The sequence below is a fragment of the Pseudomonas sp. FeN3W genome (assembly GCA_030263805.2).
Classification (GTDB): domain Bacteria; phylum Pseudomonadota; class Gammaproteobacteria; order Pseudomonadales; family Pseudomonadaceae; genus Stutzerimonas; species Stutzerimonas stutzeri_G.
Genome location: CP136010.1, coordinates 2090839 through 2115753, shown reverse-complemented (window position 1 = coordinate 2115753; position 24915 = coordinate 2090839). Strand labels below are relative to the sequence as shown.

Below are 24915 nucleotides of genomic sequence, written 5' to 3'. Positions count from 1 at the left end.
AACGGAAGGCTGTGTACGACTCCCGACCCTCGGAGTTTGAAACCCATGAAAACCATCGATTTGTCCGTATCCGCCGTGCGCGATCTCAATCAGGCCCTGCATGAGCAAGTCAGCCAACTGGACGACCGCGAATGGGTGGTCACCCACCCGGATGGCAAGCACAACCTGGCCGTCGGCGTGAATGCCGCCCTGTCCATCGATATCCAGGGGCATGCCGGCTACTACTGCGCCGGCATGAACCAGAAGGCCACCGTCACCGTGCATGGCAACGTCGGCGTCGGCGTGGCGGAAAACATGATGTCCGGTGCTGTACGCGTGAAGGGCAGCGCCTCCCAGGCTGCCGGCGCCACCGCCCACGGCGGCCTGCTGGTGATCGAGGGCGATGCCGGCGCGCGCTGCGGCATCTCCATGAAGGGCATCGACATCGTCGTCGGCGGCAGCATCGGCCACATGAGCTGCTTCATGGGCCAGGCAGGCCGGCTGGTGGTCTGCGGCGATGCCGGCGACGCGCTGGGCGATTCGCTCTACGAGACGCGCATCTACGTGAAGGGCTCGGTGAAGTCGCTGGGCTCGGATTGCATCGAGAAGCCGATGCGCGCCGAGCACCTGGAAGAACTGCAGGAGCTGCTCAACCGCGCCGGCTTCAAGGAAGACCCCAAGGCCTTCAAGCGCTACGGCTCGGCACGCCAGCTCTACAACTTCAAGGTCGACAACGCCTCGGCCTACTGACCCCCGTTTCGCCGGAAGCGGCGGTGCAGCTGACGCCTGCCTCTTCCTGCCAAGGAGTACATCCATGAGCGAGAAATTCCCCCCGGTGCTGCGCGAGTCCGCCACCTTCGATCGCCTGACCATCCAGGAAATCCAGCGCGCCGCGGAAACCGGCATCTATGACATCCGCGGCGGCGGCACCAAGCGCAAGGTCCCGCACTTCGACGACCTGCTGCTGCTCGGCGCCTCCATGTCGCGCTACCCGCTGGAAGGCTACCGCGAGAAGTGCGGCACCGACGTGGTGCTCGGCACCCGCTTCGCCAAGAAGCCGATCCACCTGAAGATCCCGGTCACCATCGCCGGCATGAGCTTCGGCGCACTGTCGGCGCAGGCCAAGGAAGCCCTCGGTCGCGGCGCCAGCATCGCCGGCACCAGCACCACTACCGGCGACGGCGGCATGACCCCGGAAGAGCGCGGCCAGTCGCAGCACCTGGTCTACCAGTACCTGCCGTCGCGCTACGGCATGAACCCGGACGACCTGCGCAAGGCCGATGCCATCGAGATCGTGCTGGGGCAGGGCGCCAAGCCGGGCGGCGGCGGCATGCTGCTGGGCATGAAGGTGACCGAGCGCGTCGCCGGCATGCGCACACTGCCGATCGGCGTCGACCAGCGCAGCGCCTGCCGCCACCCGGACTGGACCGGCCCGGATGACCTGGCGATCAAGATCGCCGAGATCCGCGAGATCACCGATTGGGAAAAACCCATCTACGTGAAGATCGGCGCCAGCCGCCCGTACTACGACGTCAAGCTGGCGGTGAAGGCCGGCGCCGACGTGATCGTGCTCGACGGCATGCAGGGCGGCACCGCGGCGACCCAGGAAGTGTTCATCGAGCACGTCGGCATCCCCATCCTCTGCGCCATCCCGCAGGCGGTGCAGGCGCTGCAGGAGATGGACATGCATCGCAAGGTGCAGCTGATCGTCTCCGGCGGCATCCGCACCGGCGCCGACGTGGCCAAGGCCATGGCGCTGGGTGCCGACGCGGTGGCCATCGGCACCGCCGCGCTGATCGCCCTGGGCGACAACCACCCGCGCCTGGACGACGAACTGAAGAAGATCGGCTCGGCCGCCGGCTTCTACGACGACTGGCAGAACGGCCGCGACCCGGCCGGCATCACCACCCAGGACCCGGAGCTCTCCAAGCGCCTCGACCCGGTGGAGGGCGGCCGCCGGCTGGCCAACTACCTGCGCGTGCTGGTGCTGGAAGCGCAGACCATGGCCCGCGCCTGTGGCAAGTCGCACCTGCACAACCTCGACCCCGAGGACCTGGTGGCGCTGACCGTGGAATCGGCCGCCATGGCGCGGGTGCCGCTGGCCGGGACCCACTGGATACCGGGCCAGCAGTTCTGACCGGCAAGGAGGCGCCGGCCGCGTAGCGGCGCCTCTGCACGGTTCTATCCCGCCGTGATTGGGCATCGCACGACAGGATGTTCACGAATTCCGATGACGTTTGAGGAGCTACACCATGACGACCACACTTCACGCTTCGCTCGCACCCGCTTCGCCGCTGCTGCGGCGCCTGCGCGCGGCCCTGCCGCTGCTGCTGATGGCCTTCGCGCCACTGGCGCTGGCCGAGGAGGCGACGCTGGATACCGGCGTCACCGCCTGGATGATGACCGCCACGCTGCTGGTGCTGTGCATGTGCCTGCCGGGCCTCGCCCTGTTCTACGGCGGCCTGGTGCGCGCCAAGAACATGCTTTCGCTGTTCTCGCAGTGCTTCGCCATCGCCGGCGTGATCGGCGTGCTCTGGGTGCTCTACGGCTACAGCCTGGTGATCGACACCAGCGGCATGGTCGAGGGTGAATTCAGCTTCAACAGCTTCGTCGGCGGCCTCGATCGGGCCATGCTGGCGGGCCTGAATGGCGACAGCCTGGTGCTGGGGATGCCGGAAGGGGTGTTCATCACCTTCCAGATGACCTTTGCCATCATCACCCCGGCGCTGATCGCCGGTGCCTTCGCCGAGCGCATGAAATTCGTCGCCGCGCTGCTGTTCATGGCGCTGTGGTTCACCTTCGTCTACGCGCCGATGGCCCACATGGTCTGGGGCGGTCCGGGCGCGCTGATGCACAACTGGGGCGTCCTCGATTTCGCCGGCGGCACCGCAGTGCACATCAACGCCGGCGTCGCGGCGCTGGCCGCCTGCCTGCTGCTCGGCAAGCGCAAGGGCTATCCGCAAGAGATCCGTCCGCACAACCTGCCGCTGGCGATGACCGGCGCGGCGCTGCTGTGGGTCGGCTGGTTCGGCTTCAACGTCGGCTCCGCAGCCGGAGTGGGTGGCATTTCCGGCATCACCATGCTCAACACCCAGCTGGGCGCCTGCGCCGGCATCGTCGGCTGGATGCTCGTCGAACTGCTGAAGACCGGCCGTCCCAGTGCCCTGGGCCTGGCGTCCGGTGCCATCGCCGGGCTGGTCGGCATCACCCCGGCCTGCGCCTACGTCGGGCCGGGCGGCGCACTGGCCATCGGCCTGCTCAGCGGCGTGCTGTGCTACCTCGCAGTCACCTCGCTCAAGCAACGCCTGGGCTATGACGACAGCCTGGACGTGTTCGGCCTGCACGGCGTCGGCGGCGTGGTCGGCGCCATCCTCACCGGCGTGTTCTGCGTGCCGGCGCTGGGCGGCTACGTCGAGGGCAGCGAGATCATTCCGCAAGTCTGGGCACAGCTGAAGAGCGTGCTGTTCACCTTCGTCTACTGCTTCGCCGTCAGTTGGGTGCTGCTCAAGCTGGTCGACAAGCTGGTCGGTTTGCGCGTCGACGAACAATCCGAAGACATCGGCCTGGACCTCGCCGAGCACAACGAGACCGCTTACAACCACTGATGAATATTGTGCTGTGCAAAACGCCGGGCTGTGCCCGGCGTTTCTGCTTCTAGCGCCGCGGCACAAGCTTTCGGGGCCGACCCGCATCAGACCCTGCATCGACATGCTCCTTTTTCGAACCACCCTGCTCGAGCATTGTGCGAAACGCCGCTGCAAAAGTGAGCGGGATCGTGGGCTGAGCCGCTGCCCAACGAGGGAATTCCTTTCTGATCAGTGATTTACCGAACAATGGCATACTCTGTGCTTTCCTTGCAGGAAGAAAAAGTTCTCGTTGGTAAATTTGTGGGCGCGATGCCTTGACGGTTCACCGCTCTCACCGAAGGCAGGGGAGGTCTGGAAATGAATGTCGAAGAGGCTGTAGTGATGCACAGCAAGCCGGTCTACCCGGCGGTTCTATCGCTACTGGGTGCGGGACGACGACTGCTGGTGATTCAGGACGCCAGCCTGGCTGAGGCGGCGCGCCTGCACGGGCAGCTGAGCGCCGACGGCCAGCCGCTGGAACTGGCCAGTCTGCATGGCGAGGCAGCCTGGACTGGCGAGCATCGTAGTTGCGGTGCGTTCGCGCTGCTTGAGGTGCGCCTGCTCAGCCTGCTGTCCTCGGCCCCGGTCGGTACTCGCCTGTACGTCTGCGGCGACGAAAGCTTTCTCTGGAAAATCTCTGGGCTGGCGCGCGACAGCGGTCTGCTGGACGAAGAGATCGAGCGGGTCAAGGTCGGCGCTGCGCGTGAGCTGTATTGCGTGCACTGCGCCACCCAGCAGTGCATCGGTGCCGAAAATGTCGTGGTCTGCAGCGGCTGCGGTGTGCAACTGATGGTGCGCGAGCATTTCTCCCGCCGCCTCGGCGCCTACATGGGCGTCTGCCTCGATGCGCAGCGGCCACATGGGGAGGGCCGGCCATGAGCGCAGCGATAGCCGTCCGCGTCGCGCGGATTCGCCAGCTGACGCCGCTGGTGCGGGAATTCACCTTCGAGCCCGTGCATGGCAGGCTGCCGGGCTTCTCCGCCGGCAGCCATGTGCTGGTGCACCTGCCCGACGCGCAGCGCCCGCTGAAGAATGCCTACTCCCTGCTCGGTGACCCGGCCGATTGGCGCCAGTACCGCATCGCCGTGCGGCTCGCCGAGCGGTCGCGTGGTGGGTCGCGCTACCTGCACGAGAAGGTCGCTGAGGGTGATGAACTGCAGCTGTCGCCGCCGGCCAACCTGTTCGCGCCGAGCAAGCTGGCGCGCCACCACCTGCTGATCGCTGGGGGCATCGGCATCACCCCGTTCATGGCCTACAGCGCCGACCTGCAAGCCCAGGGCGCCAGCTTCGAGCTGCATTACGCCTTTCGCGCCGGGTTGACCGACGCCTACCGGGACGAGCTGCGTGGCCAACTGGGTGAGCGCCTGCACGGCTACGACGCAACGCAGCGCCAGCGCCTGGACGTCGCCGCGCTGCTGCGCGCCCAGCCGCTCGGCACTCATGTCTATGTCTGCGGGCCGCAGCGCCTGCTCGACGAGGTGCGCGAACAGGCCGCGGCGCTGGGCTGGCCGCAGAGTCGCGTGCACTGGGAGGCCTTCGCCACCGCGGAGCCGGGCGAGCCCTTTGTCGCCACCTTGCAGCGCAGCGGCCGCCAGTTGCAGGTGTCGGCCGAGGCCAGCCTGCTGGAAACCCTGGAGGCCCACGGCGTGGAAGTCCCCAGCCTGTGCCGGGGCGGCGTCTGCGGCCTCTGCGCAACGCCCTATGTGGCTGGCGAGGTGGAGCATCGCGACCATTTCCTCTCCGCCAGCGAACAAGCCACCCGCCTCATGCCCTGTGTTTCGCGCGGCCGTTGCGGCAGCGCGCTGACGCTCGATCTCTAGGAGCCCGCCATGCCTGTGACCCTGAAACCCGTCGAGACCTATCGCGACGACTTCACCTTCCGCAACAGCCCCGAGGCCATCGCGCGCTTCCCGTTTCCCTTCCCCGAGGACAGCTACATGTACTCGGTGAACCTCGAGCCGGCCACGCCGCGCGAACCGGGTTCGGTGTTCGAGCACTGGTTCGATATCGACGAGCACTATCGCTCCGAGATGGCCGAACGGGCGCGGGTGCTCGAGCGCGATCCGGATCGCTGCCTGGTCATGCCGCACATGCGGCAGGCGGCCTGGGACACCCTCGAGATGCTGATGACCCACCTGGCCGCCGACTACCCGCAGTGGTTCGAGCTCGAGCGCGACGGCAACCACTGGACCTGGAGCAACCATGCGCTGGACCTGCGCCAGAGCTTCGTCTTCGGCGATCCGGACACGCTGCCCTGCGAGCCGCTGGAGTACATCACCCGCCAGGTGCAGGGCGATTTCGCGCTGCTCGACCAGCGCGACGGCAACCTCTGGATGGATGCCGGGATGGTCACCTGCCCGGCGGACTGGTCGATCAAGTTCGACGCCGGCATGAATTTCACCCAATGGCATTCGCCGGTGCCGATGGCGCACCAGCTGGGCGTGTTCGAGCGGGCGCTGAAGTACCTGCTGAACATCCAGGTCGACCATCCGGTGCGTCGCCTGAACTGGACCATGACGGTCAACCCGCGCCTGGATACCTCCTCGGAAACTTTCCACGAATGGGGCGCCGAGCGCGCCCAGGTCACCGCCGAAAACGTCGCCCGGCTGGTGCACCTGCGCGTCGAGCTGCAGTTCATGCCGCGGCTGCCGCGCAGCAATGCGCTGCTGTTCGGCATCCGCACCTACCTGATCAGCCTCGAGGAGCTGGCCAGCAACCCGGCCTGGGCCTGCCGCCTGCACCGCGTACTGCGCGACCTGCCGGAGGCGATCGCCGACTACAAGGGGCTGACCCTCTACCGGCAGACGGTGGTGGACTGGCTGCGCCAGTTCGACCCGCAGGCCTGCGCCGCCTGACCGACGTTTTCATTCAGGCCTGAGCGCAGGCCTAACCACTGGAGAAAAGACATGGCAAATTCATGGCGCATTTCCGCCCTCGCGCATCGCCACCGTGCCCTCGGCTCGGCGCTGGAAGACTGGAACGGCATGGGCACCGCCTGGACCTATGGCGCGACCTCGTTGAGCGAGGCCCACGAGGCGATCCGCACGCGGGCCGGGCTGATGGACGTATCCGGGCTGAAGAAGGTGCACTACGTCGGCCCGCATGCCGAGTCGCTGCTGGAGTACGCCACCAGCCGCGACATCTCGAAGATCTACCCGGGCAAGTCGGCCTACGCGACCATGCTCAACGAGGCCGGCAAGTTCGTCGACGACTGCGTGATCTACCGCACCGGCCCCAATGCCTTCATGGTGGTGCATGGCGCCGGCAGCGGCCACGAGATGCTGGTGCGCTCGGCGCAGGGCCGGCAGGTCGCGGTGCTCTTCGATGACGACCTGCATGACCTTTCGCTGCAAGGGCCGCTGGCGGTGGACTTTCTCGCCGAGCACGTGCCGGGGATTCGCGAGCTGCCGTACTTCCATCATCTGCAGACGCGTCTGTTCGACCGTCCGGTGATGATCTCGCGCACCGGCTACACCGGTGAGCGCGGCTACGAGATCTTCTGCAAGGCGGCCGATGCCCCGCTGATCTGGGACAGCATCCTGGAGAAGGGCAAGACGCTGGGCATCATTCCCTGCGCCTTCACGGCGCTCGACTGGCTGCGGGTGGAGAGTTATCTGCTGTTCTTTCCCTACGACAATTCCGAGAAGTACCCCTTCGCCGACCAGCCGGCCGGCGACACCCTCTGGGAGCTGGGCCTGGACTTCACCGTGTCGCCGACCAAGGGCGAGTTCCGCGGCGGTGCCGAGCATGCGCGGCTCAAGGGTCGCGAGCGTTTCAGGATCTTCGGCGTGCTGCTGGAGAGCGACCGTCCGGCAGCGGAAGGCGACACGCTCTGGGCCGAGGGGCGGCAGGTGGGCGTGATCACCTGCGCGATGTACTCGAAGCTGAGCAACAGGTCGATGGCCATCGCCCGCCTGGACGTGCCCTACGCCGAACAGGGCGCGCCGCTCGAGGTGCGTGGCAGTCTCACCGCCCGTGCCATCGCCCATACCCTGCCGTTCGACGATCCGGAAAAGAAGAAGCGCACCGCCAAAGGCTGAGCCTTGGCCACCAACGCAAACGGGCGCGCAGCGATGCGCGCCCGTTTTGCCATGGGATCCGTAGACGTCTGGAGCTGACCGATGATGAGTGCCTTGAGTGGTGGCTGGGGACTGTTGATCCTCGCCGGGCTGAGCGAGATCTGCTACGCCGCGGTGATCCCCAGGTCCGATGGTTTCACCCGGCTGTGGCCGACGCTGTACTGCGTATTCTTCATCAGCCTGAGCCTCTGGCTGCTGTCGATGGCCGCGCGCTCGCTGCCGATCGGCACGGCCTACGCCGTATGGGTCGGCATGGGCGCGGTGGGTACCGCGCTCTGGGGCATCGCCTTCTTCGACGAGCCGGCCAATGCCGCCCGGGTCATCTGCCTCGGGCTGATCGTCGCCGGGGTGGTCGGGTTGAAGGTGTTTTCGGCGGGGTAGGTGCGAGGTGGGGGTATCGGCGTGCTGAAGGCTGGGCGGCAGGCTTCAGGCCTGCCGCCCAGCCCTCGTCAGTGCTTGAGCTTTTTCGGTTGCGGATCGGCGTAGCTGTGTTTCTCGTGGATCATGGTCGCCACCAGCGCGAACAGGCTGACGGCGGCGACGAGAAAGGTGATCACCATCAGGATGGTGGGCTTGTCGGCGAAGGTGAAAACCGCGCTGGCGCCTTCGAAGGTACTGATGCTCATGGTCCTGCTCCTGTATGAACGAGGCGCGCCGGTAGCGGCGCGCCTTGGGTGGCGATCAGGCCGGTTTGGCTTCCACGACCAGGGTGGTGACTTCCCGACCATCCGCGGTGCTGGCGTGGCCGTACATGGCGGTCCATTCCGGGTAGGCCTGGGCGGGCACTTCGGTGAGGTCCAGGCCGCGTTCCTCGGCGTTCGCCGGGACGCGCAGCATGCCGATCTTCTTCAGCCCGTAGGAGATGGCGTAGCCGGGAATGAAGCCGAGCGAGGCCATCACCAGCGCGCCGACCAGTTGCCCGGTGAAGCTGATCTCGGCCATGCCGTTGACGTTCGGGTAGCCGGCGAGGAAGACGCCGCTGATCACCAGCCCGGCGAAGCCGCCGAAGCCGTGCACGGCGAAGGCACCTACCGCGTCATCCAGCTGCAGTTTCAGCAGCAGGTTGTTCACCAAGGGTGCGGCTGCGGCGACGCCCATGCCGATCAGGTAGGCCAGGCCGGGGTGGTAGAGGTCGAGTCCCGGCGCCACGGAGATGATCCCGACCAGCCCGCCGGACATCATCCAGAACGGCTCGCGGGTGGTCAGGTAGGCGCCGATCAGGCCACCGGCGAAGCCCATCAGGGTGTTGAAGGCGAAGGCGGAGAGGTTGGTCGGCTGGCCGTAGATGTTGATCCACTGCGCGCCGCCGTTGTAGATGATGCAGCCGCCGAGGAAGCCGAAGAAGCCGACGATGATCAGCATCAGGCCGACCACGCTCATCGGCATGCTGTGGCCGACGATCTGGTTGGCCGAGCCGTCCGGGTTGAAGCGGCCGATGCGCGCGCCGAGGTTGATCACCACCGCCAGGGCGAAGAAGCCTGCGACCTGGTGGACCACGCCTGCGGCGCCGACGTCATGGTAGCCGAACTGCACGGTCAGCCAGCCTTCGGGGTGCCAGCCCCACGAGGCTGCCAAGAGCCAGAGCACGCCGCCCAGGGCAATGGTGAGGATGATGAAGGCGCTCATCCGCGCCCGTTCGATGATCGCCCCGGAGAGGATCGAGCCGGTGGTGGCGGCGAACAGCGCGAAGGCGCCCCAGAAGATGCCGGTGGCATTGTCCGTGAGGTTGGGCCCCATGGATTCGCTCCAGGGCATGGCCGCCAGCAAGGCATCCATGCGCGGCACCAGGCCGTCCGGGAAGGCGTTGTAGATGGCCCAGCCGCAGAGGAACACGCTGGGGATGACGAAGCCGAACGCGAGGATGTTCTTCACCCCGGCGGCCAGCGCGTTCTTCAGGCGCGAGGCGCCGATCTCGTAGGAGAGGAACCCGGCGTGGATCAGGACCATCAGCGCCGTGCACCACCAGTAGAAGATTTCCATGTTCAGCGTGTTGGTCATCTCTATCAGTGCGTGCAGTTCTTCGAGCGTGGGTGTCGTTTGCTCTTCCATCGCGTAACCCTCAAGGCATTGGTCTGATTTGGTGTGGCGGCAGAGTCGAGGAGCTGTCTTGGCGGACAGTCATGATTTTTATCTTTGCTCACTAAAAGTTCGTGAGAGGAAAGGCAAGCCTTGTGCCAGGCCAAGGCGAGGCGCCTGGCTCGCGGCTTGTGCCTCAGGGCTCAGGCGCCGCGGACCCGGTTGCGTGCGGCCTGCGCACCAGCAGGGTGCTCGTTGGCGAGCCGGGGCGCGTCATGCGCGTACCCGGCTCTTGTCCGGGTCGTAGGCGACCGTGCTGCTCGCCACCCGTGCGCCGATGCGTTTCTGCTGGCCGTCGAGCTTGCCCACTTCGAGCCGGGTGCCCGGCGTGCAGCAGGCGATATCGAGCCGACAGAGCGCGATGTTCTTGCCCAGCACGGGCGCGCGCGTGGCGCTGGTGATCACCCCGACCTGGGCGCGGCCGACGAACACGCCGTCGCCGTGCATCGCCACCTCGTTGCCCTCCAGCTCCAGCCCCACCAGCCGGCGCTGCGGCTGGGCGCTGCGCCGCTCCAGGGCGGCGCGGCCGATGAAGTCGTCCTGCTTGGTCTTGAGCGGCACGGTGAAGCCGATGCCTGCCTCGAAGGGATCGGTCTGGTCGCAGAACTCGTAGCCGGCGAAGACCAGCCCGGCCTCGATGCGCAGCATGTCCAGCGCATGCAGCCCCAGCGGCACCAGGCCCAGCGGCTGGCCGAGCTGCCAGACGCGCTGCCAGAGCTGCATGGCGTGGTCCGGGTGGCACCAGATCTCGTAGCCCAGCTCGCCGGTATAGCCGGTGCGCGAGACCATCAGCGGGCAGCCGTCGTAGTCATCCAGGCGACCGAGCAGAAAGCGGAACCAGCCCAGCTCGGCCAGCGCAGGCTGGGTAGCCGGCGCCCAGATCAGCTGCTGCAGCAGTTCGCGGCTGCGCGGCCCCTGCACGGCGATGTTGTGGATCTGCTCGGAGGCGGACTTGATCCACACCTTCATGCCGAGCTTCTGCGCCTGCTCGCGCAGCCAGATCCCGGCGTAGTCTTCGCCGCCGATCCAGCGGAAGGTGTCGGGCCCCAGACGCAGCAGGGTGCCGTCATCGAGCATGCCGCCGTGCTCGTAGCACATGGCGCTGTAGACGACCTGGCCGACCGCCAGCTTGCGTACGTCGCGGGTCAGGCAGTAGTTGAGCAGGGCTTCGGCGTCCGGCCCGATGACTTCGAATTTGCGCAGGGCGGACAGGTCCATCACCGCCACCCGCTCGCGGCAGCCGTGGTATTCCTCGATGGCGCCGAAGCCGTCGAAATGGGTCGGCGTCCACCAGCCGCGGTAATCGACGAAGTGCCGGGTAAGTGCGGCAGTAGCCGGATGGAAGCCACTTTCACGGGTCAGCACCGGATCGGCGTCGGGAGTCTTGCGAGTGGCCATGGCGATACTGAAGCGCTCCTTTTCGGAATACAGGCGAACGTGGATATCGGTGGGCTGCCAGCCGTTGGCCGGGTCGATGTCGTCCGGGCAGCTGCTGCTGGCGCAGACCAGATCGGTCATGGCGCGCAGCAGCACGTAGTCGCCGGGGCGTGACCAGGGCTCGTCGAGGGTGAGCTGCTGGTGGGCGTCGATGGCGGTGTTGAAGAAGAAGTTGATCGCCGGCCAGCCCGGGCGGGCGTGCACGCCGTGGCCGGCCAGCGCACGGCTGATGTTGTCGCTGCAGTTGGCATGGCCGAAGTAGCCCTGCGACTCGTAATAGCGCGCCGTGCAGGCCAGGGCGAAGGTGTCGTGGCGGCCAACGGTGTCGCGCACCACCTCCAGCATCGGCTGCATGTTGCGGTCGAAGAAGCGGCTGAACAGGCCGGGGCCGGGATAGGCATGGCCGTTGAGGGTGCGGGTGACGGTCGGGTCGAGGTCGATCTGGTGACCGGCATCCAGGCCGCGACGGTCGAAGGCGACGAAGTCCGAGCACTGCCGGCCGGCGACGTCGATGACCTGGATGTACTGGCCGGCGCCGACCCGATAGTCGCGGGCGCTGCCGGGCCGGATGGTGAATTCGTCGAGCAGCTCGCCGATCGGCTCCGGCAGCGGCGGACGGAGAGTCTGCCGAGGGTTGGCGCGCTGGATCAGCAGGCGCAGTTCGCTGGCGCGTCGCTGGCCGTCCACTGGCGTGTGCCCACCCGGCGCGGCGACCACCACCAGCAGGTTGTCGCTGGCCTCCAGCCGCCGCGCAAAGCCGGCTGGCGTCGCGGCGGGCCAGAGCCGTGCGGCAACCAGCGTACGGCTGCAGTCGACACGATGCCGGGCGAGGCCGAGGCGCACCCTGGCGGCATCGCTACCGCCAGCGGCGAGCAGGCGGGCGATGAAGTCGGCATCCATCCGGGCTTCCAGGCCCAGGGCGGCCAGCGCGGGCTGGCCGTCGTCGGCGAAGGCGGCGAGTTCGGCCGGCTGGTCGCCCTCGATATCGATCACCTCCAGCCGATCGCCGGCCTCAAGGCTGACCACGGTGAGGCCGCCCGGCGCGACGCGGTGACGTTCAAGCGCAGGCGCACGGGCGAACAGCGCCGGTTCGCTGGGGCGGGAAAAAACGGGAAGGTTCATGGCGGGCTCCGCTGGATTCGATGGGAAAGGCATCGCGGCCGCCCCGCAGTGCTGGCCTGGGGCGGCCGTCGGTCAGCCAACCGTTTTCAGGCGCTGTTCCGGCTCGTCGCAGAGATAGGCCTGCAGGGAATCATCCAGGGCCTGCAGCCATTCGGTGTGGTGGGGGGTGGCCAGCGTGCCGGTCATCAGCGAGCGGTGGCACTTGTCGCGGTAGCCCATGATGTCTTCGTACTTGTCCTGCTTCCATTGCAGGAAGGTTTGGTTGACCGCGGCGATGTCGAAGGACGGGTAGTCGGTGGCTTCGATCAACTGACGGATGTATTCGCCCTGGAACTCGAACATCTGCTGGGCGGTTTCGAGGGTTTCCTCTTCCTGGCGCCAGGCGATGTTTTCGGCGTGCATGTGGACGCGCTCGGGCAGCGGGATGCGCCCGAGGATCACGTCGCGGGCATACCAGGCCTGGGCGTCGAACATGTTGAAGCTGTACCACTGGTCCTGCATGCCGAGGTAGATGAGCTTCGGGTTCGGCTCCCAGAACACCCCCTTGTAGAGGTTCAGCGGCCAGAGGCGGTTACCGGTTTTCAGCCGCAGGCTTTCATCGAGGAAGGGGAAGTGATGCTTGTAGCCGGTGCAGAGGATGATCGCGTCGATGTGCTTGCTGCTGCCGTCGGCAAAGTAGGCGGTGCTGCCCCTGACATGCGAGAGCAGCGGCTTTTCCTCCCAGTTGGCCGGCCACTTGTAGCCCATCGGTGCACTGCGGTAGCAGCTGGTGATCGAGCGGGCGCCGTACTTGTAGCACTGCGAGCCGATGTCTTCGGCCGAGTAGCTGCTGCCCACCACCAGCACGTCCTTGCCCTTGAATTCCAGCGCATCGCGGAAGTCGTGGGCGTGCAGGATGCGCCCGGCGAAGCTCTCGAAACCGCGGAAATGCGGCACGTTGGGCGTCGAGAAATGGCCGCTGGCGACCACCACGTAGTCGAATTCGCGGGTGCTGGTCAGGTCCTCGTCGTAGTTGTGCACGGTGACGCTGAACAGCCCGCTGGCCTCGTCGAAGGTGACCCCGCGCACCGCCGTGTTGAACTGGATGTACTGGCGCACGCCGGCCTTTTCGACGCGCCCCTTGATGTAGTCCCAGAGCACTTCGCGCGGTGGGTAGGAGCCCATCGGCCTGCCGAAGTGCTCGTCGAAGGTGTAGTCGGCGAACTCCAGGCATTCCTTGGGACCGTTGGACCAGAGGTAGCGGTACATGCTGCCGTGCACCGGCTCGCCGTGTTCGTCCAGGCCGGTGCGCCAGGTGTAGTTCCACATGCCGCCCCAGTCGCTCTGCTTCTCGTAGCAGACCAGTTCGGGAAGTTCGGCGCCCTTGGCTGCGGCGGACTGGAAGGCGCGAAGCTGGGCCAGGCCGCAGGGACCTGCGCCGATGATGGCGATACGGGTGCTCATGCTGGGTTTCCTCATGTGTTTTCTGGAAAGTTTGTTTCCTGCTGAGAAATACCTTAGGGCTTTGCCAGCGCCGGGAAACTGCCTTGCTAGGGATACCCCGTTGGGGATAGATGCGCCCCAGCGGGTCGGGATCGCCCAGCGACAGCGCAGCAGGGGCCATCCTAGTGCAGCGTGGCAGCGGCTTGGGCAGCCTCCGCAGCGGATGGCGGGCTGGCCCAAGTTATTGATACTTGGGCGCTATCGTCTGCTATCGCCAGCTACGAGGCGCGTGGTGTGAAAATTGCTGGGTGCTAGCGGGTGGGAAACCTCGAAGGGGCACCAATGCTGCTGCTGATGCGTAACACCGCACGAACCTGGCTCGCCGACCGGCGAACCAGGCCGGAGTCGTGCGAACGCCTGCTCGGCGACTTGCCGCTGCGCCTGCTGCAACAGCCGGACAGCCAGGCGCCGCTGCTGGCGCTGTTGGCCTCCCTGACCAGGCACACGCCGGCGCGCCGCGCCTGGCTGTTGCTGCCCGCTCCGCAGGATGGCGGCTGGCAGGTGCTTGGCGAGGCGCCCGATGCCTGCCCCCACGGCCAGCCGCTGTCGGCCGCTGACGGTGCTCAGCGCTGCGTTACCTGCCTGGCCGCCGGACGTCATCGGCTGATCTGTCCGCTGGAGCTCGAGCGCGGTCGGCTGGCCGTGCTGCTGCTCGATTACCGAAGCCCTCCCGGCTGGTTGCTGCAACGGCAGGCGGCGCAACTGGCCGCGCGCCTGGGTGACGTGCTGCGCGCGCTGCGGCGGGGCAGGGCGCGAGGCCGGCGCGAAACCGCAATGGACCCCGCCCTGCTTGCCCGCGAGCTGCACGATTCGGTGGCGCAGCAGCTGAGTTACCTACAGATCCGCGCCACTCGCCTGCTGGCCGTGCTGGACGAGCCGGAACAAGTCCGCATCATGGCGCACGACCTGCAGGAACAGCTGCGGTGCGTGCATCGCCAGGTGCGCGCGCTGATCGCCACCGCCCGCCCCGGCATGGATGGCCGCTCGCTGCGCCAGGCTCTGGAAGCCTGCGTGGCGGAATTCTCGCGTCGCAGCAGCTGCGTATTCGAGCTGGACAACCGTCTACCGGCCGAACACTTGCCCGATGCGGTGGCGTTCGAAGTCCTGCAGGTCGTGCGCGAGGCGCTGACTAACGTGATGCGTCACTCCCATGCCCGGCAGGTGCTTATCGAACTGCGCGAGGAGGACCGACAGGGTTTCGAGCTGCGCCTGAGCGACGATGGCCTGGGCCTGCGGCAGATGCCGTCGGAGCAAGGCCACTACGGCTTGCGGATTATGCAAGAGCGCGCCACGGCGATCGGCGCCGAGCTTTCGATCGGGCCGGCCGAGCCATGCGGCACTTTGGTGCGCCTGCGTTGGAGTCCGCCATGACAAGGCACCTGCGCGTGCTGCTGGTAGACGATCATCCGCTGCTGCGCCGCGGAGTCGCCGAACTGCTCGATGCGAGCGGGCGCTTCGCCGTGGTCGGCAGCACCTCGACCGGCGCGGAGGGGCTGGCCCTGGCTGCGGTACTGGTCCCGGACCTGGTACTGCTCGATCTGCACCTGCCCGGCATCGGTGGCTTGCAGGTTCTAGCGGACTTCAAGTGCCAATCGCCGGCCAGCCGCGTGGTGGTGCTGACGGCCTCGGCCGCGCATCAGGATCTGCTCGCCGCGTTGCAGGCTGGCGCCGACGGCTACCTGCTCAAGGACATTGATCCAAACGCCCTGCTGGCCGCGCTCGGTGATTGCGTCAGCGGGCGGCTGGTGCTCGACCCGGCGCTCACCGAGGTCCTGGCCTGCGGGTTGCGCGAGCGCGGCCCGCCAGCGGCGGCCCCGGCCGAGTTGACCGAACGCGAGCGGCAGACGCTGGCGCTGATCGCCGAAGGGCTGAACAACAAGCTGATCGCCCGCCGCCTCGGTATCAGCGACGGCACGGTGAAAATCCACGTCAAGCACCTGCTCAGCAAGCTGAACCTGCATTCACGCCTGGAACTGGCGGCCTGGGCCTATCGCAGCGGCCATATCTCTGGTTGGGAGGAAGGCGCATGAGTCTCCTGCAAGGCTGTCGGTTCGCCTTAAACGGCCTCTTGTGGCGCTGGCGGCAGATGCCTGCCAGCGACCCACGCGACGACCTCGATTGTCTCCCGCTGGCGCTGGTACGGCTTGACGAGGCAGGCCGAATGTCACGCCTGAGCAACGGCTGGGAGCGGCTGAGCGGCCACCGGTGTGGCGACTGTCTGTCGCGCCGGCACGTCGACTTCATCCATATCGAGGACCAGCCCCACTGGAACCAGGCACTCGAGGCGTTGCGCACTGGCCAATCCGAGCGGGTCTTCGTGCTTCGCTATCTGACGCATGCCGGCGAATTGCGCTGGGTGGAGGTGCGCTTGTGCCGCCAGCACCAGGGCTTTCTTGCCAGCCTCGCCGACGTCAGTGCGCAAATCCCCGGACACCGGCGGCTAGAGGCCAGTCACCGTAGCCTCAACAACCTGCTCGACGGACTGCCGATGATGGTTTATCGCTGCCGCAACAACCGTGACTGGACCATGGAATACGTCAGCGCCGGCTGCCTCGCCCTGACTGGCTACAGCGTGGAGCGCTTGGTAGACAACCGCAGCTTGACCTATAACAGCCTGATCCACGTTGCGGACAGGGAACATGTCTGGCAGGAGATTCAGCGAGCACTCCGCACGCGGCAGCGATTTACCATCGAGTACCGCCTGGTCGGTGCCGACGCCCACCCCAAGGCAGTCCAGGAGCGTGGTTGCGGCATCTACTCCGATGCGGGCGAAGTGCTCGGCCTCGAAGGGGTGGTGATGGAGCAGGCCCGCACAGTGCGCCAATCAGGACGGTGACGATGGCAAGAACGAATGAATTTGGGCAGACCATCGGTTTGCCAGTTGCGAACTGGACACCGAGACCGCAGCCAGGCGCTGTGGCCTTGACCGGTCGGCACTGCCGCCTGGAACCCCTCGACGCCACGGCTCATGCCGCCGACCTGTTCGCCGCCTATCGGTCTGCAGGCGACGACAGCGACTGGACCTACCTGTCGATGGAGCCTTTCGGCAGCGTCGAGCAATATCGAGAATATGCTGACAAAGCGGCCCGAAGCGTCGACCCCCGGCATTTCGCCGTCATCGATGCGAGTTCCGACAGGGCGATCGGCACCCTGGCGCTGCTGCGTATCGACCCGGCGAACGGCGTCATCGAGGTCGGAAGTGTTGCCTTCTCCCCGTTGCTTAAACAGTCGACGCGCTCGACCGAGGCGCAGTACCTGCTGATGGCCTATGCCTTCGATGTACTCGGGTATCGCCGCTACGAATGGAAGTGCGACGACCTGAACGGACCGTCTCGCAAGGCCGCCGAGCGCCTGGGCTTTCAATACGAGGGAACCTTTCGCCGCGCTGCGATATACAAGGGGCGCAATCGCGATACCGCCTGGTATTCCATCATTGGCGAGGACTGGCCCACCATCAAGGCCGCGTTCGACGCTTGGCTGAGCCTGGATAATTTCGATGTGGATGGAAAACAGCACCGGTCATTGGCGGCAATTAGGGCTACAGCCTAACTGCCGGTAAGTTTCTGTGGCGGCCGCTTAGGTAAGCACTCCATTCGTGATGGGGTGCTTCCGCCCCTCCAGCCGTGCGTGCAGCAGATGTTTCCGCAGCCTTCTGTGGTTCGCTGTGCCCGCGTGCTGTCTTGGTTGGGGTGCTGTTCCGGTCCTCGAACGCTGATTCCGCAAAGCGTTTCAGAGAGGTGATGAAGCGCTACGCGGGATCCTTCGATCGGTTTGTCGTACCGCAGCGCTTCCAGGTATTCGATCGGATCAATGCGCATGAGGGCAGGGGAACCGTTCGCCTTGGTAGGGTTTCGGCAGTGCCGGAGTGGGCAATGAAGCGGGAGATGATGTCGCAGCGGTATACGACTCGATGGGATGAGTTGATGCGGGTGATTTGAGGTCGGCTTGGGCCGCTTTCGACCCATAGCGGTCTGTGGAGATGGGCTGAGATCGGCCATAAGCAGTCAGTACCTAACGCCTGAATTAAGCCGTGCCGCGAAGCGGCGTCGGTTTGAATGAATAGGCCGCAATTAGCACACACTACTTTTCCTCATAGTCTGGCCATGACTTTCCGAACTCAGCAAGAGCGCCTGCGCACGAAACAACCGTTAAATAACTACCTTTTTCATGACGCTTTAGTCGTGTGAGCCCCGTATAAATCAATGCACAGGCTTGACTGTCAATTTTCTTCCCCACAAAAAGAACAATTGCACGAGACTCCCAACCTTTAAAGCTATGAAGTGTTGTTGCCTTGACTCTCGCATCGCCCATATAAAACCCCATCTTCTTCCGACGAGAGTCTTTTTTGTCAGAGCTGTATGTGTGGACTGCGTTTACTCCTTTTGAATCAAGAGCATTTACTACATCTGCGCCCATCGCCTGACTGCCCGTCAGAAAAGTAATATCTGTAATTGCTAGAATATCATCCCTAGCCCTGGGCGCCATTCTTAAGATTTCCTCCGCACAGATTTGCACGGATGATTCAGAGCGTATTTGTACCCATCGCAAGTGGCAGGGATATAGATCAAGCTCTCCCTGAGGCCCGTTGGGCAAATCGACGGTATCACTGGGCAAGTAGCGACTAGCAAAATTGCGCGCAGCCTCCATGGCTCTTGGCGGAAGTCTGTAACAAGTCTGAAGCTCTGCCCATCTACCACCAGGAAAGCCAGCGCCAGTCATAGCCTCGTCGGTCCAAGATCGGGCAGTCCCATAAATATCCTGTGTAGCGTCAGCGACGAGCAGCATCTCTCCATTCCTCTGACATACCTTTCGTAACACACTCCACCAAGCTGGAAGGAAATCCTGACCTTCATCGACAAGTACAGCATCGTATCTTTGTATAATTTCTTCATTGTCTGCGTCCATACAACTTGCGACGAGTGCAGGAAGTTGTGTGCTTAGGATGTGATGTTCCTGTCCTTCGCTTCCTTTCCAAAGATCGCGATACTCACCCTCACGGTCAGATTCTTCGCAGACCCGCTTACACCAAGCGTGAAAGTTAAGCCACGTTATTCCTTGCCTTGTCCGTCCATGAGAGCTTGGCCACCTCACCGCAACATCCATAAGATAGTGCAGCAAAGTTATGTTGAAGGTTACAACAAGGACTTTTTTGCCTTCGCTAAGCAATTGCGCTGCTCGGGCCGCAAGAATTAGAGACTTGCCAGAACCTGCGGGACCTTTGATTCGCCTGTAGCCAGACTGAGTACGTGAAGTCACGTAGCTTCTTTGTGCAGCATCCAGGTCGATAGGCTTTCGTTGCGTGGCAGCGTAATCTGGTTCAACAAGCCAGTTTCTCATGTCGTTAGCCTGATCCTCCGTCATAAATCGTGACGAAGATCGGCGGCTTTCTGGAAAAACCATGTTAATGCTGCTTCCCGCAATTGCTTCAGAACCAGAGATCGGATTGTATTGGGGCCATTCCAGCATTCCTCTATAAGCTAGGCAGGGCTTCAGTAAGCTATTAATCTGCTCTTGCTTCGCAAACGGAAATATAACGCCTGCCGTGATTATGGCAAAGCCTGCATGCCCATCCAACCTTGGGCAGTATAGATTGTATATTTCCTGCTTATACCTAAATATTTTCTCAACGGGGTTCTGGCTTTGAATTGAGAACGATTTATTCCCATCGTTTGCACATAGTTTGGGAGCCTTCCCGTCTCTCTTCTCAGTCCAGTACCGCATTGCATCCAGGCTCCAGTCCTTAACCTCGAATACGGCAATCCCAACCCTAGGGTTAAGAAGAACGAAGTCCGGCCTCAAGCCATTTAGATGCGGCTGGATATAAATCTCCCACTCTGGTGCCAGTTTTTCATGAAAGAGATTGAAAACAAGTCGTTCGCCTGGGGTCAGAGGCTGGCGAAGTCTCTCTAATTGCTCAATCGGTGGTGATACGAAACGTTCCATGTTCCCGCGAATCCTGATCTTGCCGTCTAGATGTGGACTTAACAGCGTCGAGCGAGCTGCGTCAGCTTGAATGACTTGTTATATTTCCTGAGAAAAAGTTATATATTTAGCAGCCCTTTACAATTTGGATATTTTGAGCAGCCCCAAAATTCTTTACCCGAATATGGGCCGCTTTTAGCTATTCGGAGCACCATTAATGAACCACATTTAGGGCAGTACGGTGTTTGAACTTCCTCAAAATCACCATCCTGAACTTCTATTTTCGGCTTGGTAAATTTATAATCCTTGTATTTATCTTTAATAATTGATTTTTCTGATGGGCTCGATTCATTGGCTAGAAAAAAGTAATTAACCAAAAGAGCAATAACAAAGGTGTGCGGTAGCGCGGCCATTAAGCAGTAGGGAGCAAAGCATGCGCCAAAAATAAACAATTGATTGGCAATTATTATAATCACCCATGCAATTAATAGTACTTGGAAGTTATTTAGCGCACTCTTGAATACTTCTTTTATCATGCTTTAGTCCAAAAATATTACTATAAGCTGGAGGCACAAGTGGGTAGTGTTTTCCACCACTTGTGCCTGATAACGTTCCTTGTCCATGGAAAAACTCCTTCAACAGCATGCGGGGCGCCGTGGAGACGCGATATGAGGCGAGAAGAAAAAGCGACATGGCCTGCGCAGAGATTACGAAGTCGGTAGCAACGTGTCCATGACCTGTTTTCACCGTACTACTGCTGCTCGTGACGAGGAAGTAGCCACTTTCCCGAGGGCAGCTTCTGGCCGATCATGCCGGTCGGCCCCGGCCATCGGTAGCTGACGACCCAAAGCAACCGTTCGCCAGGGCGGGAAACCGGCAAATGGAGGTCTCTAGTAAGAGGCCGCTTCTGACCCTCAGCTACCCGTGGGGGCCGTCCGAGATCGGCCGAAAAAGCGGGAGGCGTTGCCCTGCAGCCACCCAGCGGAGTTAGAAAAACCCAACAACGACATACAACTTGCCCGGCGGATGCATGCTCAACGATCCCAGCAGAGCCCTAAATACTACGGTTAAAAAATTGGTGTTCGACGGGTTTTATGTAAAAAGCGATCGGCGCTATGCCCGAGCATTCTTATGAAGATATAGAAGCGATATCGAGGGACCTACATCAGGTCACATCTGTGGTGGCCTTAGATTTCTTGATTTTATAAAGCTCGTATAGCGCAGTTAATCTTTCTTTTGTTATAAAGACGTTGCTGTAGTGAGGCAGCGCAACCGTTTCGCTGTAAAACTCGGAAGAGAATTGATCGCCAGCTAGTTCTGTAAAGACCACATTCATAACCGAATCCGTCATGCCTTTGATACTATCTACAGATTCGCCCGTTAGTGCTGAAAATAAAACTATAGTTTCAAATTTAATGCTTTCTTTTACTTCATAATATTTCTCATAGTCACCATGAACATGTTGAGTAAAATGAGAAACCATCGCCTCGACTAATAGCGTAGCTGAGAACGCAAGAGGCTCTCTTTCTCGCAAATTAAACGGCACTGCCTTTATAAAATTCTTTATGAACTTTTTTAAAATTATTCGTTGAAGCATCCCTAAGGCCATAATACTTCCCTTTATTTTTAACTAACACCACTAAGAGCTTGCGATCAGGGACTGCGCAAGGAACCCGGCATCATTACACGGGTGGGCTTTCAATAGCTGACGTTCTCAGGCCACCCTGACGGAATGCTAGCGTTTTGCCAGTGGCGGCGTCCATCGGTCTTTATACAGGAGCTTTCCCAATCGCTTCCTAAACGCCACGACACTCAGCCTTGCTGATCTGCCGCTTCGCAACGGACAGAAAGCCCAAGCCTCGAATCTCGTTAAGCGATCCGATAAAGCGACCTGCAGCTGTTAGGTGGTGATCTGCCTTTGACCAACGGCGGCTAGTGGCCCAGAGTGTGTAAAAACATCCCGGTAAACCCTTGCTATGATTTCCGAGAATCTCATCGCAAGGGACGCCCATGAAACGGTTTATCCAGGGTGAACATCGAGGTCAAAGCACCTTACTTCCCGAAAGCCTCGACGACTACGTCAGCGATACCAATCCGGTTCGGGTGGTTGACGTTTTCGTCGATGAACTCGATTTGGCCAATCTAGGTTTTGATGGCGTCATTCCAGCCGAAACCGGCAGACCTGCCTACCACCCGGCGATCCTGCTGAAGATCTACATCTACGGTTACCTAAACCGAATTCAATCGAGCCGACGTCTGGAGCGAGAAGCCCAGCGCAACGTCGAACTCATGTGGCTAACCGGGCGTTTGATGCCCGATTTCAAGACCATCGCCAACTTCCGAAAAGACAACAGCAAGGCCATTCGCGGCGTCTGCCGCCAGTTCGTTTTGCTCTGCCAGCAGTTGGGGTTGTTTGACGAAAACCTGGTTGCCATCGACGGCAGCAAATTCAAGGCAGTGAACAACCGTGACCGCAATTTCACCAGCGCCAAACTGAAGCGGCGCATGGAAGCCCCTAAGAGGTGTGTTCAAGCTCGTCGTTTGAGCTTTAGCGAATTTCCCTGGCTCACTTTTCTAAACTGACGACTCACCGTCGCGCGAGCCCATACAGTGGCGGGCCTGAAAGCAAAGCTCGCACTTGATTTAGGTTGTCACCAACGGTCATTGAAGCGAAATGCCTTTATACCAGCGGCTGGGCGATCCTATTGATAAGTTCCGGCCCATCATTCCGCACGTTCCCGACGTCCTTACCCACCGGATGCCACTCGAATTCCTCGACGCATAAACCATGCGCCAGTGCTAGCTCCTCAGCCTTGAGCGGCAAAAGCTCCTGCTGCATCCAGAGCGCAGCGTACTCTGGCGATAGAACCAGAGGACGCCGATCGTGAATATCGAGCATGCCGGCAGCGCTAGATGACGTAATGACAACAAAGCCGTCGCCGTCTCGGGGTTCCAGCGAGGCGCCTCGCTGAAACCGCCCGAGCGCAGCGAAAAACATCGGCTCGCCGCTACGGAGCGTGATGTAGTAGGGCTGCTTGATCTTCGGGTTGGCCGCGTCCATCTTCCACTCGTACCAACCATCAGCGGGCACTATTGCGCGGCCGGTTTGCCAGATATCGCGAAAGAACTTGCTAGTCGCGGCCGTTTCCACCCTGGCATTTATCGCTGGTGGTCGCTTCCCCTGTGCCCACAATGGGGCGTAACCCCACTTGACCGGCTCCATGCGCAGGCCATCATCGTCCTGGTGCAGGAGCTGAACCAGTGATTGCGGACACACGTTGTAGCGTCCGATTGGCTCAGGATTCACGCTGCCACGCAATGGCAAGGGCAGCTGCATCGCGATCTTGTCCAGGTACTCATAGGCGATTCGGTACTGAGCGAAACGTCCACACATGGGTGCCCCCGCACATCTGGTTCAATTGACCGGACTCTAGCTTCAGAATACTGTATATGCATACAGTTATGAGGTCTGTGCCATGCCCGTCCATATGTTGGGACCTGCTGCTCCCGCCACAATTGCACTGCCGTTTTTCAGTTTCTGCGTGCCCGCCGGATTCCCGAGCCCAGCGCAGGACCACATGGAGGGGAGCATCTCGCTCGACGAGCTGATGAACATCCGAGCTCCGCATACCTACCTGGCGCGCGCAGACGGGGAGAGCATGATCCAGGTCGGCATTTTCGACCGAGACATTCTGATCATCGACCGGGGACGGGAGGCAGAAAAAGGGGAGGTGATCATCGCAGCGCTGAATAACGAGCCTCTGGTCAAGATTTTCGACCGAGCCGGCAGCCAGGTCATTCTGCGCTCGGCTAATCCGAAGTTCCCGCCGCGGTACCTCCTCGAAAGCGAAGAACTCTACGTATGGGGCGTGGTGTCATACAGCATCCGAATCCATGGCAAGTACTGAGCGGGCCATCGCCCTCATTGATTGCAACTCGTTCTACGCCAGCTGCGAGCGTGTCTTTCGACCAGACTTGCGCCGTACGCCTATCGTCGTGCTTTCGAACAATGACGGCTGCGTGATCGCGCGCTCGGCCGAGGCAAAGCAGCTCGGTATCAAAATGGGCGTGCCGTATTTTCAGATCCGGCGCGACCTGGAGCGTTGGGGCGTTGTGGTGTTTTCCAGCAATTACGCGCTGTACGGCGACATGAGCGAGCGCGTCATGACGGTCATCGAGAGCCTGGTGCCTGCGGTTGAGGTGTACTCAATCGACGAGTCGTTTGCCGACCTTACCGGTGTGCCAGACGTCGAAGTGCTCGGCAGGCGGATCCGCGCTGAGGTACTGCGCAGCACAGGTATCCCGGTCGGGGTGGGCATTGGGGGGACCAAGACGCTCGCCAAGTTGGCGAACCATTCAGCGAAGCGCTGGCAGAAGCAGACGGGTGGGGTAGTGGACCTTCTCGACCCGGTGCGGCGCGACAAGGTGCTGCGCGTGACTGACGTCGGCGATGTATGGGGTGTCGGTCGCCGGATGACCGAGCACCTGAACAGGTTGGGCATACGTACTGCTTGGGATCTAGCTAGCGCGGATGCCTGGACCCTGCGCAAAAAATTCAGCGTGGTCATCGAGAAAACCGCACGCGAACTGCGCGGGACGCCGTGCCTCGATCTGGAGGAGGTCGCGTCACCCAAACAGGAGATCTGCTGCTCGCGGATGTTCGGCAAGCGCCTGCGCGAGCTTGAGCCAATCAAGGACGCAGTGGCGGCATATGCCGCTCGGGCCAGCGAGAAGCTGAGGGCACAGCAGTCCATGTGCAAGCGCGTCCGAATCAGCATCCGTACCGGCATGTTTAATCCCGACGAGCCCAAGTTCGCGAAAGGCGTCGTGTGTGAGCTGCCGTATCCCACCAACGACACCCGCTACATCATCCGGGCGGCGATCGCTGGGTTGGAACACATCTATCGCGATGGCTTTTCGTTCAGCAAGGCAGAGGTCCTGCTGATGGACCTCTGCCAGCGCGGCGAGTACACCGACGATCTATTCGCCCAAACCCAGCCCGCCGCGTCGGAGCGCGTTATGGGCGTGCTCGATGCAATCAACGCCAAGTGGGGCCGCAATACCCTCCGGCCCGGCCGCGTAACCACCGCGCCGGACTGGGGCATGCGACGGGAGATGATGAGCCAAAGTTTCACGACCAGGCTGGATCAGTTGTGGGTGGTGCGGTGCAACTAGGCGAGTGCATGCGAGGA

General features: G+C 62.4%; 22 protein-coding genes and 2 pseudogenes. 16 read left to right on the top strand and 8 right to left on the bottom strand.

Going from position 1 to position 24915, the window contains the following annotated elements; translation table 11 throughout:
* Positions 1 to 45: 45 nt before the first annotated feature.
* The 8 genes from P5704_010170 (at position 46) to P5704_010135 (ending at position 8065) form a co-directional block, all read left to right on the top strand.
* On the top strand, positions 46 to 729 hold the full coding sequence (locus tag P5704_010170; protein WOF80808.1) for a protein glxC: 684 nt from the start codon (positions 46 to 48) through the stop codon (positions 727 to 729).
* Between the two features lie 64 nt (positions 730 to 793).
* Complete coding sequence (locus P5704_010165) at positions 794 to 2116, top strand: FMN-binding glutamate synthase family protein (protein WOF80807.1); 1323 nt, start codon at positions 794 to 796, stop codon at positions 2114 to 2116.
* Positions 2117 to 2273: 157 nt separating this feature from the next.
* Complete coding sequence (locus P5704_010160) at positions 2274 to 3584, top strand: ammonium transporter (GenBank protein WOF81200.1); 1311 nt, start codon at positions 2274 to 2276, stop codon at positions 3582 to 3584.
* Positions 3585 to 3923: 339 nt separating this feature from the next.
* Entirely contained in the window at positions 3924 to 4484 is a 561-nt protein-coding gene (locus P5704_010155; protein ID WOF80806.1) for a dimethylamine monooxygenase subunit DmmA family protein, read from the top strand.
* Positions 4481 to 5425 carry a 2Fe-2S iron-sulfur cluster-binding protein gene (locus P5704_010150; GenBank protein ID WOF80805.1) on the top strand — a complete coding sequence of 315 codons (945 nt, stop codon included), beginning with the start codon at positions 4481 to 4483 and terminating at the stop codon, positions 5423 to 5425. Before P5704_010155 ends, P5704_010150 begins: the two co-directional genes overlap by 4 nt.
* 9 nt (positions 5426 to 5434) lie before the next feature.
* A complete protein-coding gene (locus tag P5704_010145; protein ID WOF80804.1) occupies positions 5435 to 6460 on the top strand; it encodes a DUF3445 domain-containing protein in 1026 nt (341 codons plus the stop codon).
* Positions 6461 to 6511: 51 nt separating this feature from the next.
* Positions 6512 to 7645: an aminomethyltransferase family protein gene (locus P5704_010140; GenBank protein ID WOF80803.1), complete on the top strand. Its 1134-nt coding sequence runs from the start codon at positions 6512 to 6514 to the stop codon at positions 7643 to 7645.
* Between the two features lie 81 nt (positions 7646 to 7726).
* Entirely contained in the window at positions 7727 to 8065 is a 339-nt protein-coding gene (locus tag P5704_010135) for a multidrug efflux SMR transporter (protein ID WOF80802.1), read from the top strand.
* 68 nt (positions 8066 to 8133) lie between these two features.
* Here the strand turns inward: P5704_010135 and P5704_010130 are convergent, their stop codons facing one another.
* The 4 genes from P5704_010130 to P5704_010115 all read right to left on the bottom strand — a co-directional run bounded on the left by P5704_010130 (position 8134) and on the right by P5704_010115 (position 13762).
* Entirely contained in the window at positions 8134 to 8310 is a 177-nt protein-coding gene (locus P5704_010130; protein ID WOF80801.1) for a hypothetical protein, read from the bottom strand.
* A gap of 55 nt (positions 8311 to 8365) precedes the next feature.
* A complete protein-coding gene (locus P5704_010125) occupies positions 8366 to 9733 on the bottom strand; it encodes an ammonium transporter (GenBank protein WOF80800.1) in 1368 nt (455 codons plus the stop codon).
* Between the two features lie 240 nt (positions 9734 to 9973).
* Positions 9974 to 12319 carry a DUF1989 domain-containing protein gene (locus P5704_010120; protein WOF80799.1) on the bottom strand — a complete coding sequence of 782 codons (2346 nt, stop codon included), beginning with the start codon at positions 12317 to 12319 and terminating at the stop codon, positions 9974 to 9976.
* 72 nt (positions 12320 to 12391) lie between these two features.
* Complete coding sequence (locus tag P5704_010115; protein ID WOF80798.1) at positions 12392 to 13762, bottom strand: NAD(P)/FAD-dependent oxidoreductase; 1371 nt, start codon at positions 13760 to 13762, stop codon at positions 12392 to 12394.
* A 321-nt stretch (positions 13763 to 14083) separates the two neighbouring features.
* Between P5704_010115 and P5704_010110 the strand changes: the two genes are divergently transcribed.
* The 5 genes and pseudogenes from P5704_010110 to P5704_010090 all read left to right on the top strand — a co-directional run bounded on the left by P5704_010110 (position 14084) and on the right by P5704_010090 (position 17739).
* Entirely contained in the window at positions 14084 to 15172 is a 1089-nt protein-coding gene (locus P5704_010110; GenBank protein WOF80797.1) for a histidine kinase, read from the top strand.
* Entirely contained in the window at positions 15169 to 15831 is a 663-nt protein-coding gene (locus P5704_010105; protein WOF80796.1) for a response regulator, read from the top strand. Before P5704_010110 ends, P5704_010105 begins: the two co-directional genes overlap by 4 nt.
* A complete protein-coding gene (locus tag P5704_010100) occupies positions 15828 to 16637 on the top strand; it encodes a PAS domain-containing protein (protein ID WOF80795.1) in 810 nt (269 codons plus the stop codon). The genes P5704_010105 and P5704_010100 overlap by 4 nt, the downstream gene beginning before the upstream one ends.
* A gap of 2 nt (positions 16638 to 16639) precedes the next feature.
* Positions 16640 to 17350, top strand: a complete 711-nt coding sequence (locus P5704_010095; protein WOF80794.1) for a GNAT family protein — start codon at positions 16640 to 16642, stop codon at positions 17348 to 17350.
* Positions 17351 to 17595: 245 nt separating this feature from the next.
* Positions 17596 to 17739, top strand: a pseudogene (locus tag P5704_010090) (DUF4113 domain-containing protein).
* A 142-nt stretch (positions 17740 to 17881) separates the two neighbouring features.
* On the opposite strand, the gene P5704_010085 reads toward P5704_010090, so the two are convergent.
* The 3 genes from P5704_010085 to P5704_010075 all read right to left on the bottom strand — a co-directional run bounded on the left by P5704_010085 (position 17882) and on the right by P5704_010075 (position 21332).
* Positions 17882 to 19744: an NERD domain-containing protein/DEAD/DEAH box helicase gene (locus P5704_010085; GenBank protein WOF80793.1), complete on the bottom strand. Its 1863-nt coding sequence runs from the start codon at positions 19742 to 19744 to the stop codon at positions 17882 to 17884.
* A gap of 98 nt (positions 19745 to 19842) precedes the next feature.
* The gene (locus P5704_010080) at positions 19843 to 20259 is read right to left on the bottom strand and encodes a topoisomerase DNA-binding C4 zinc finger domain-containing protein (protein WOF80792.1); all 417 of its coding nucleotides are present in this window, start codon (positions 20257 to 20259) and stop codon (positions 19843 to 19845) included.
* Between the two features lie 629 nt (positions 20260 to 20888).
* A complete protein-coding gene (locus P5704_010075; protein ID WOF80791.1) occupies positions 20889 to 21332 on the bottom strand; it encodes a hypothetical protein in 444 nt (147 codons plus the stop codon).
* Between the two features lie 401 nt (positions 21333 to 21733).
* On the opposite strand from P5704_010075, the pseudogene P5704_010070 reads away from it, so the two are divergent.
* Positions 21734 to 22234, top strand: a pseudogene (locus P5704_010070) (transposase).
* A 169-nt stretch (positions 22235 to 22403) separates the two neighbouring features.
* On the opposite strand, the gene P5704_010065 reads toward P5704_010070, so the two are convergent.
* Positions 22404 to 23117, bottom strand: a complete 714-nt coding sequence (locus tag P5704_010065) for an SOS response-associated peptidase family protein (GenBank protein ID WOF80790.1) — start codon at positions 23115 to 23117, stop codon at positions 22404 to 22406.
* A gap of 82 nt (positions 23118 to 23199) precedes the next feature.
* Here P5704_010065 and umuD point away from each other — a divergent pair, with 82 nt between their 5' ends.
* Positions 23200 to 23631: a translesion error-prone DNA polymerase V autoproteolytic subunit gene (umuD, locus tag P5704_010060; protein WOF80789.1), complete on the top strand. Its 432-nt coding sequence runs from the start codon at positions 23200 to 23202 to the stop codon at positions 23629 to 23631.
* A complete protein-coding gene (gene umuC, locus P5704_010055) occupies positions 23618 to 24898 on the top strand; it encodes a translesion error-prone DNA polymerase V subunit UmuC (protein WOF80788.1) in 1281 nt (426 codons plus the stop codon). Before umuD ends, umuC begins: the two co-directional genes overlap by 14 nt.
* Positions 24899 to 24915: the final 17 nt, after the last annotated feature.

Bases quoted from the DNA above. Each gene is read 5' to 3' on its own strand.
- P5704_010170 (WOF80808.1), top strand. From the start codon at position 46: ATGAAAACCATCGATTTGTCCGTATCCGCCGTGCGCGATCTCAATCAG.
- P5704_010165 (WOF80807.1), top strand. From the start codon at position 794: ATGAGCGAGAAATTCCCCCCGGTGCTGCGCGAGTCCGCCACCTTCGAT.
- P5704_010155 (WOF80806.1), top strand. From the start codon at position 3,924: ATGAATGTCGAAGAGGCTGTAGTGATGCACAGCAAGCCGGTCTACCCG.
- P5704_010150 (WOF80805.1), top strand. From the start codon at position 4,481: ATGAGCGCAGCGATAGCCGTCCGCGTCGCGCGGATTCGCCAGCTGACG.
- P5704_010145 (WOF80804.1), top strand. From the start codon at position 5,435: ATGCCTGTGACCCTGAAACCCGTCGAGACCTATCGCGACGACTTCACC.
- P5704_010140 (WOF80803.1), top strand. From the start codon at position 6,512: ATGGCAAATTCATGGCGCATTTCCGCCCTCGCGCATCGCCACCGTGCC.
- P5704_010135 (WOF80802.1), top strand. From the start codon at position 7,727: ATGATGAGTGCCTTGAGTGGTGGCTGGGGACTGTTGATCCTCGCCGGG.
- P5704_010130 (WOF80801.1), bottom strand. From the start codon at position 8,310: ATGAGCATCAGTACCTTCGAAGGCGCCAGCGCGGTTTTCACCTTCGCC.
- P5704_010125 (WOF80800.1), bottom strand. From the start codon at position 9,733: ATGGAAGAGCAAACGACACCCACGCTCGAAGAACTGCACGCACTGATA.
- P5704_010120 (WOF80799.1), bottom strand. From the start codon at position 12,319: ATGAACCTTCCCGTTTTTTCCCGCCCCAGCGAACCGGCGCTGTTCGCC.
- P5704_010115 (WOF80798.1), bottom strand. From the start codon at position 13,762: ATGAGCACCCGTATCGCCATCATCGGCGCAGGTCCCTGCGGCCTGGCC.
- P5704_010110 (WOF80797.1), top strand. From the start codon at position 14,084: ATGCTGCTGCTGATGCGTAACACCGCACGAACCTGGCTCGCCGACCGG.
- P5704_010105 (WOF80796.1), top strand. From the start codon at position 15,169: ATGACAAGGCACCTGCGCGTGCTGCTGGTAGACGATCATCCGCTGCTG.
- P5704_010100 (WOF80795.1), top strand. From the start codon at position 15,828: ATGAGTCTCCTGCAAGGCTGTCGGTTCGCCTTAAACGGCCTCTTGTGG.
- P5704_010095 (WOF80794.1), top strand. From the start codon at position 16,640: ATGGCAAGAACGAATGAATTTGGGCAGACCATCGGTTTGCCAGTTGCG.
- P5704_010085 (WOF80793.1), bottom strand. From the start codon at position 19,744: ATGGAACGTTTCGTATCACCACCGATTGAGCAATTAGAGAGACTTCGC.
- P5704_010080 (WOF80792.1), bottom strand. From the start codon at position 20,259: ATGATAAAAGAAGTATTCAAGAGTGCGCTAAATAACTTCCAAGTACTA.
- P5704_010075 (WOF80791.1), bottom strand. From the start codon at position 21,332: ATGGCCTTAGGGATGCTTCAACGAATAATTTTAAAAAAGTTCATAAAG.
- P5704_010065 (WOF80790.1), bottom strand. From the start codon at position 23,117: ATGTGTGGACGTTTCGCTCAGTACCGAATCGCCTATGAGTACCTGGAC.
- umuD (WOF80789.1), top strand. From the start codon at position 23,200: ATGCCCGTCCATATGTTGGGACCTGCTGCTCCCGCCACAATTGCACTG.
- umuC (WOF80788.1), top strand. From the start codon at position 23,618: ATGGCAAGTACTGAGCGGGCCATCGCCCTCATTGATTGCAACTCGTTC.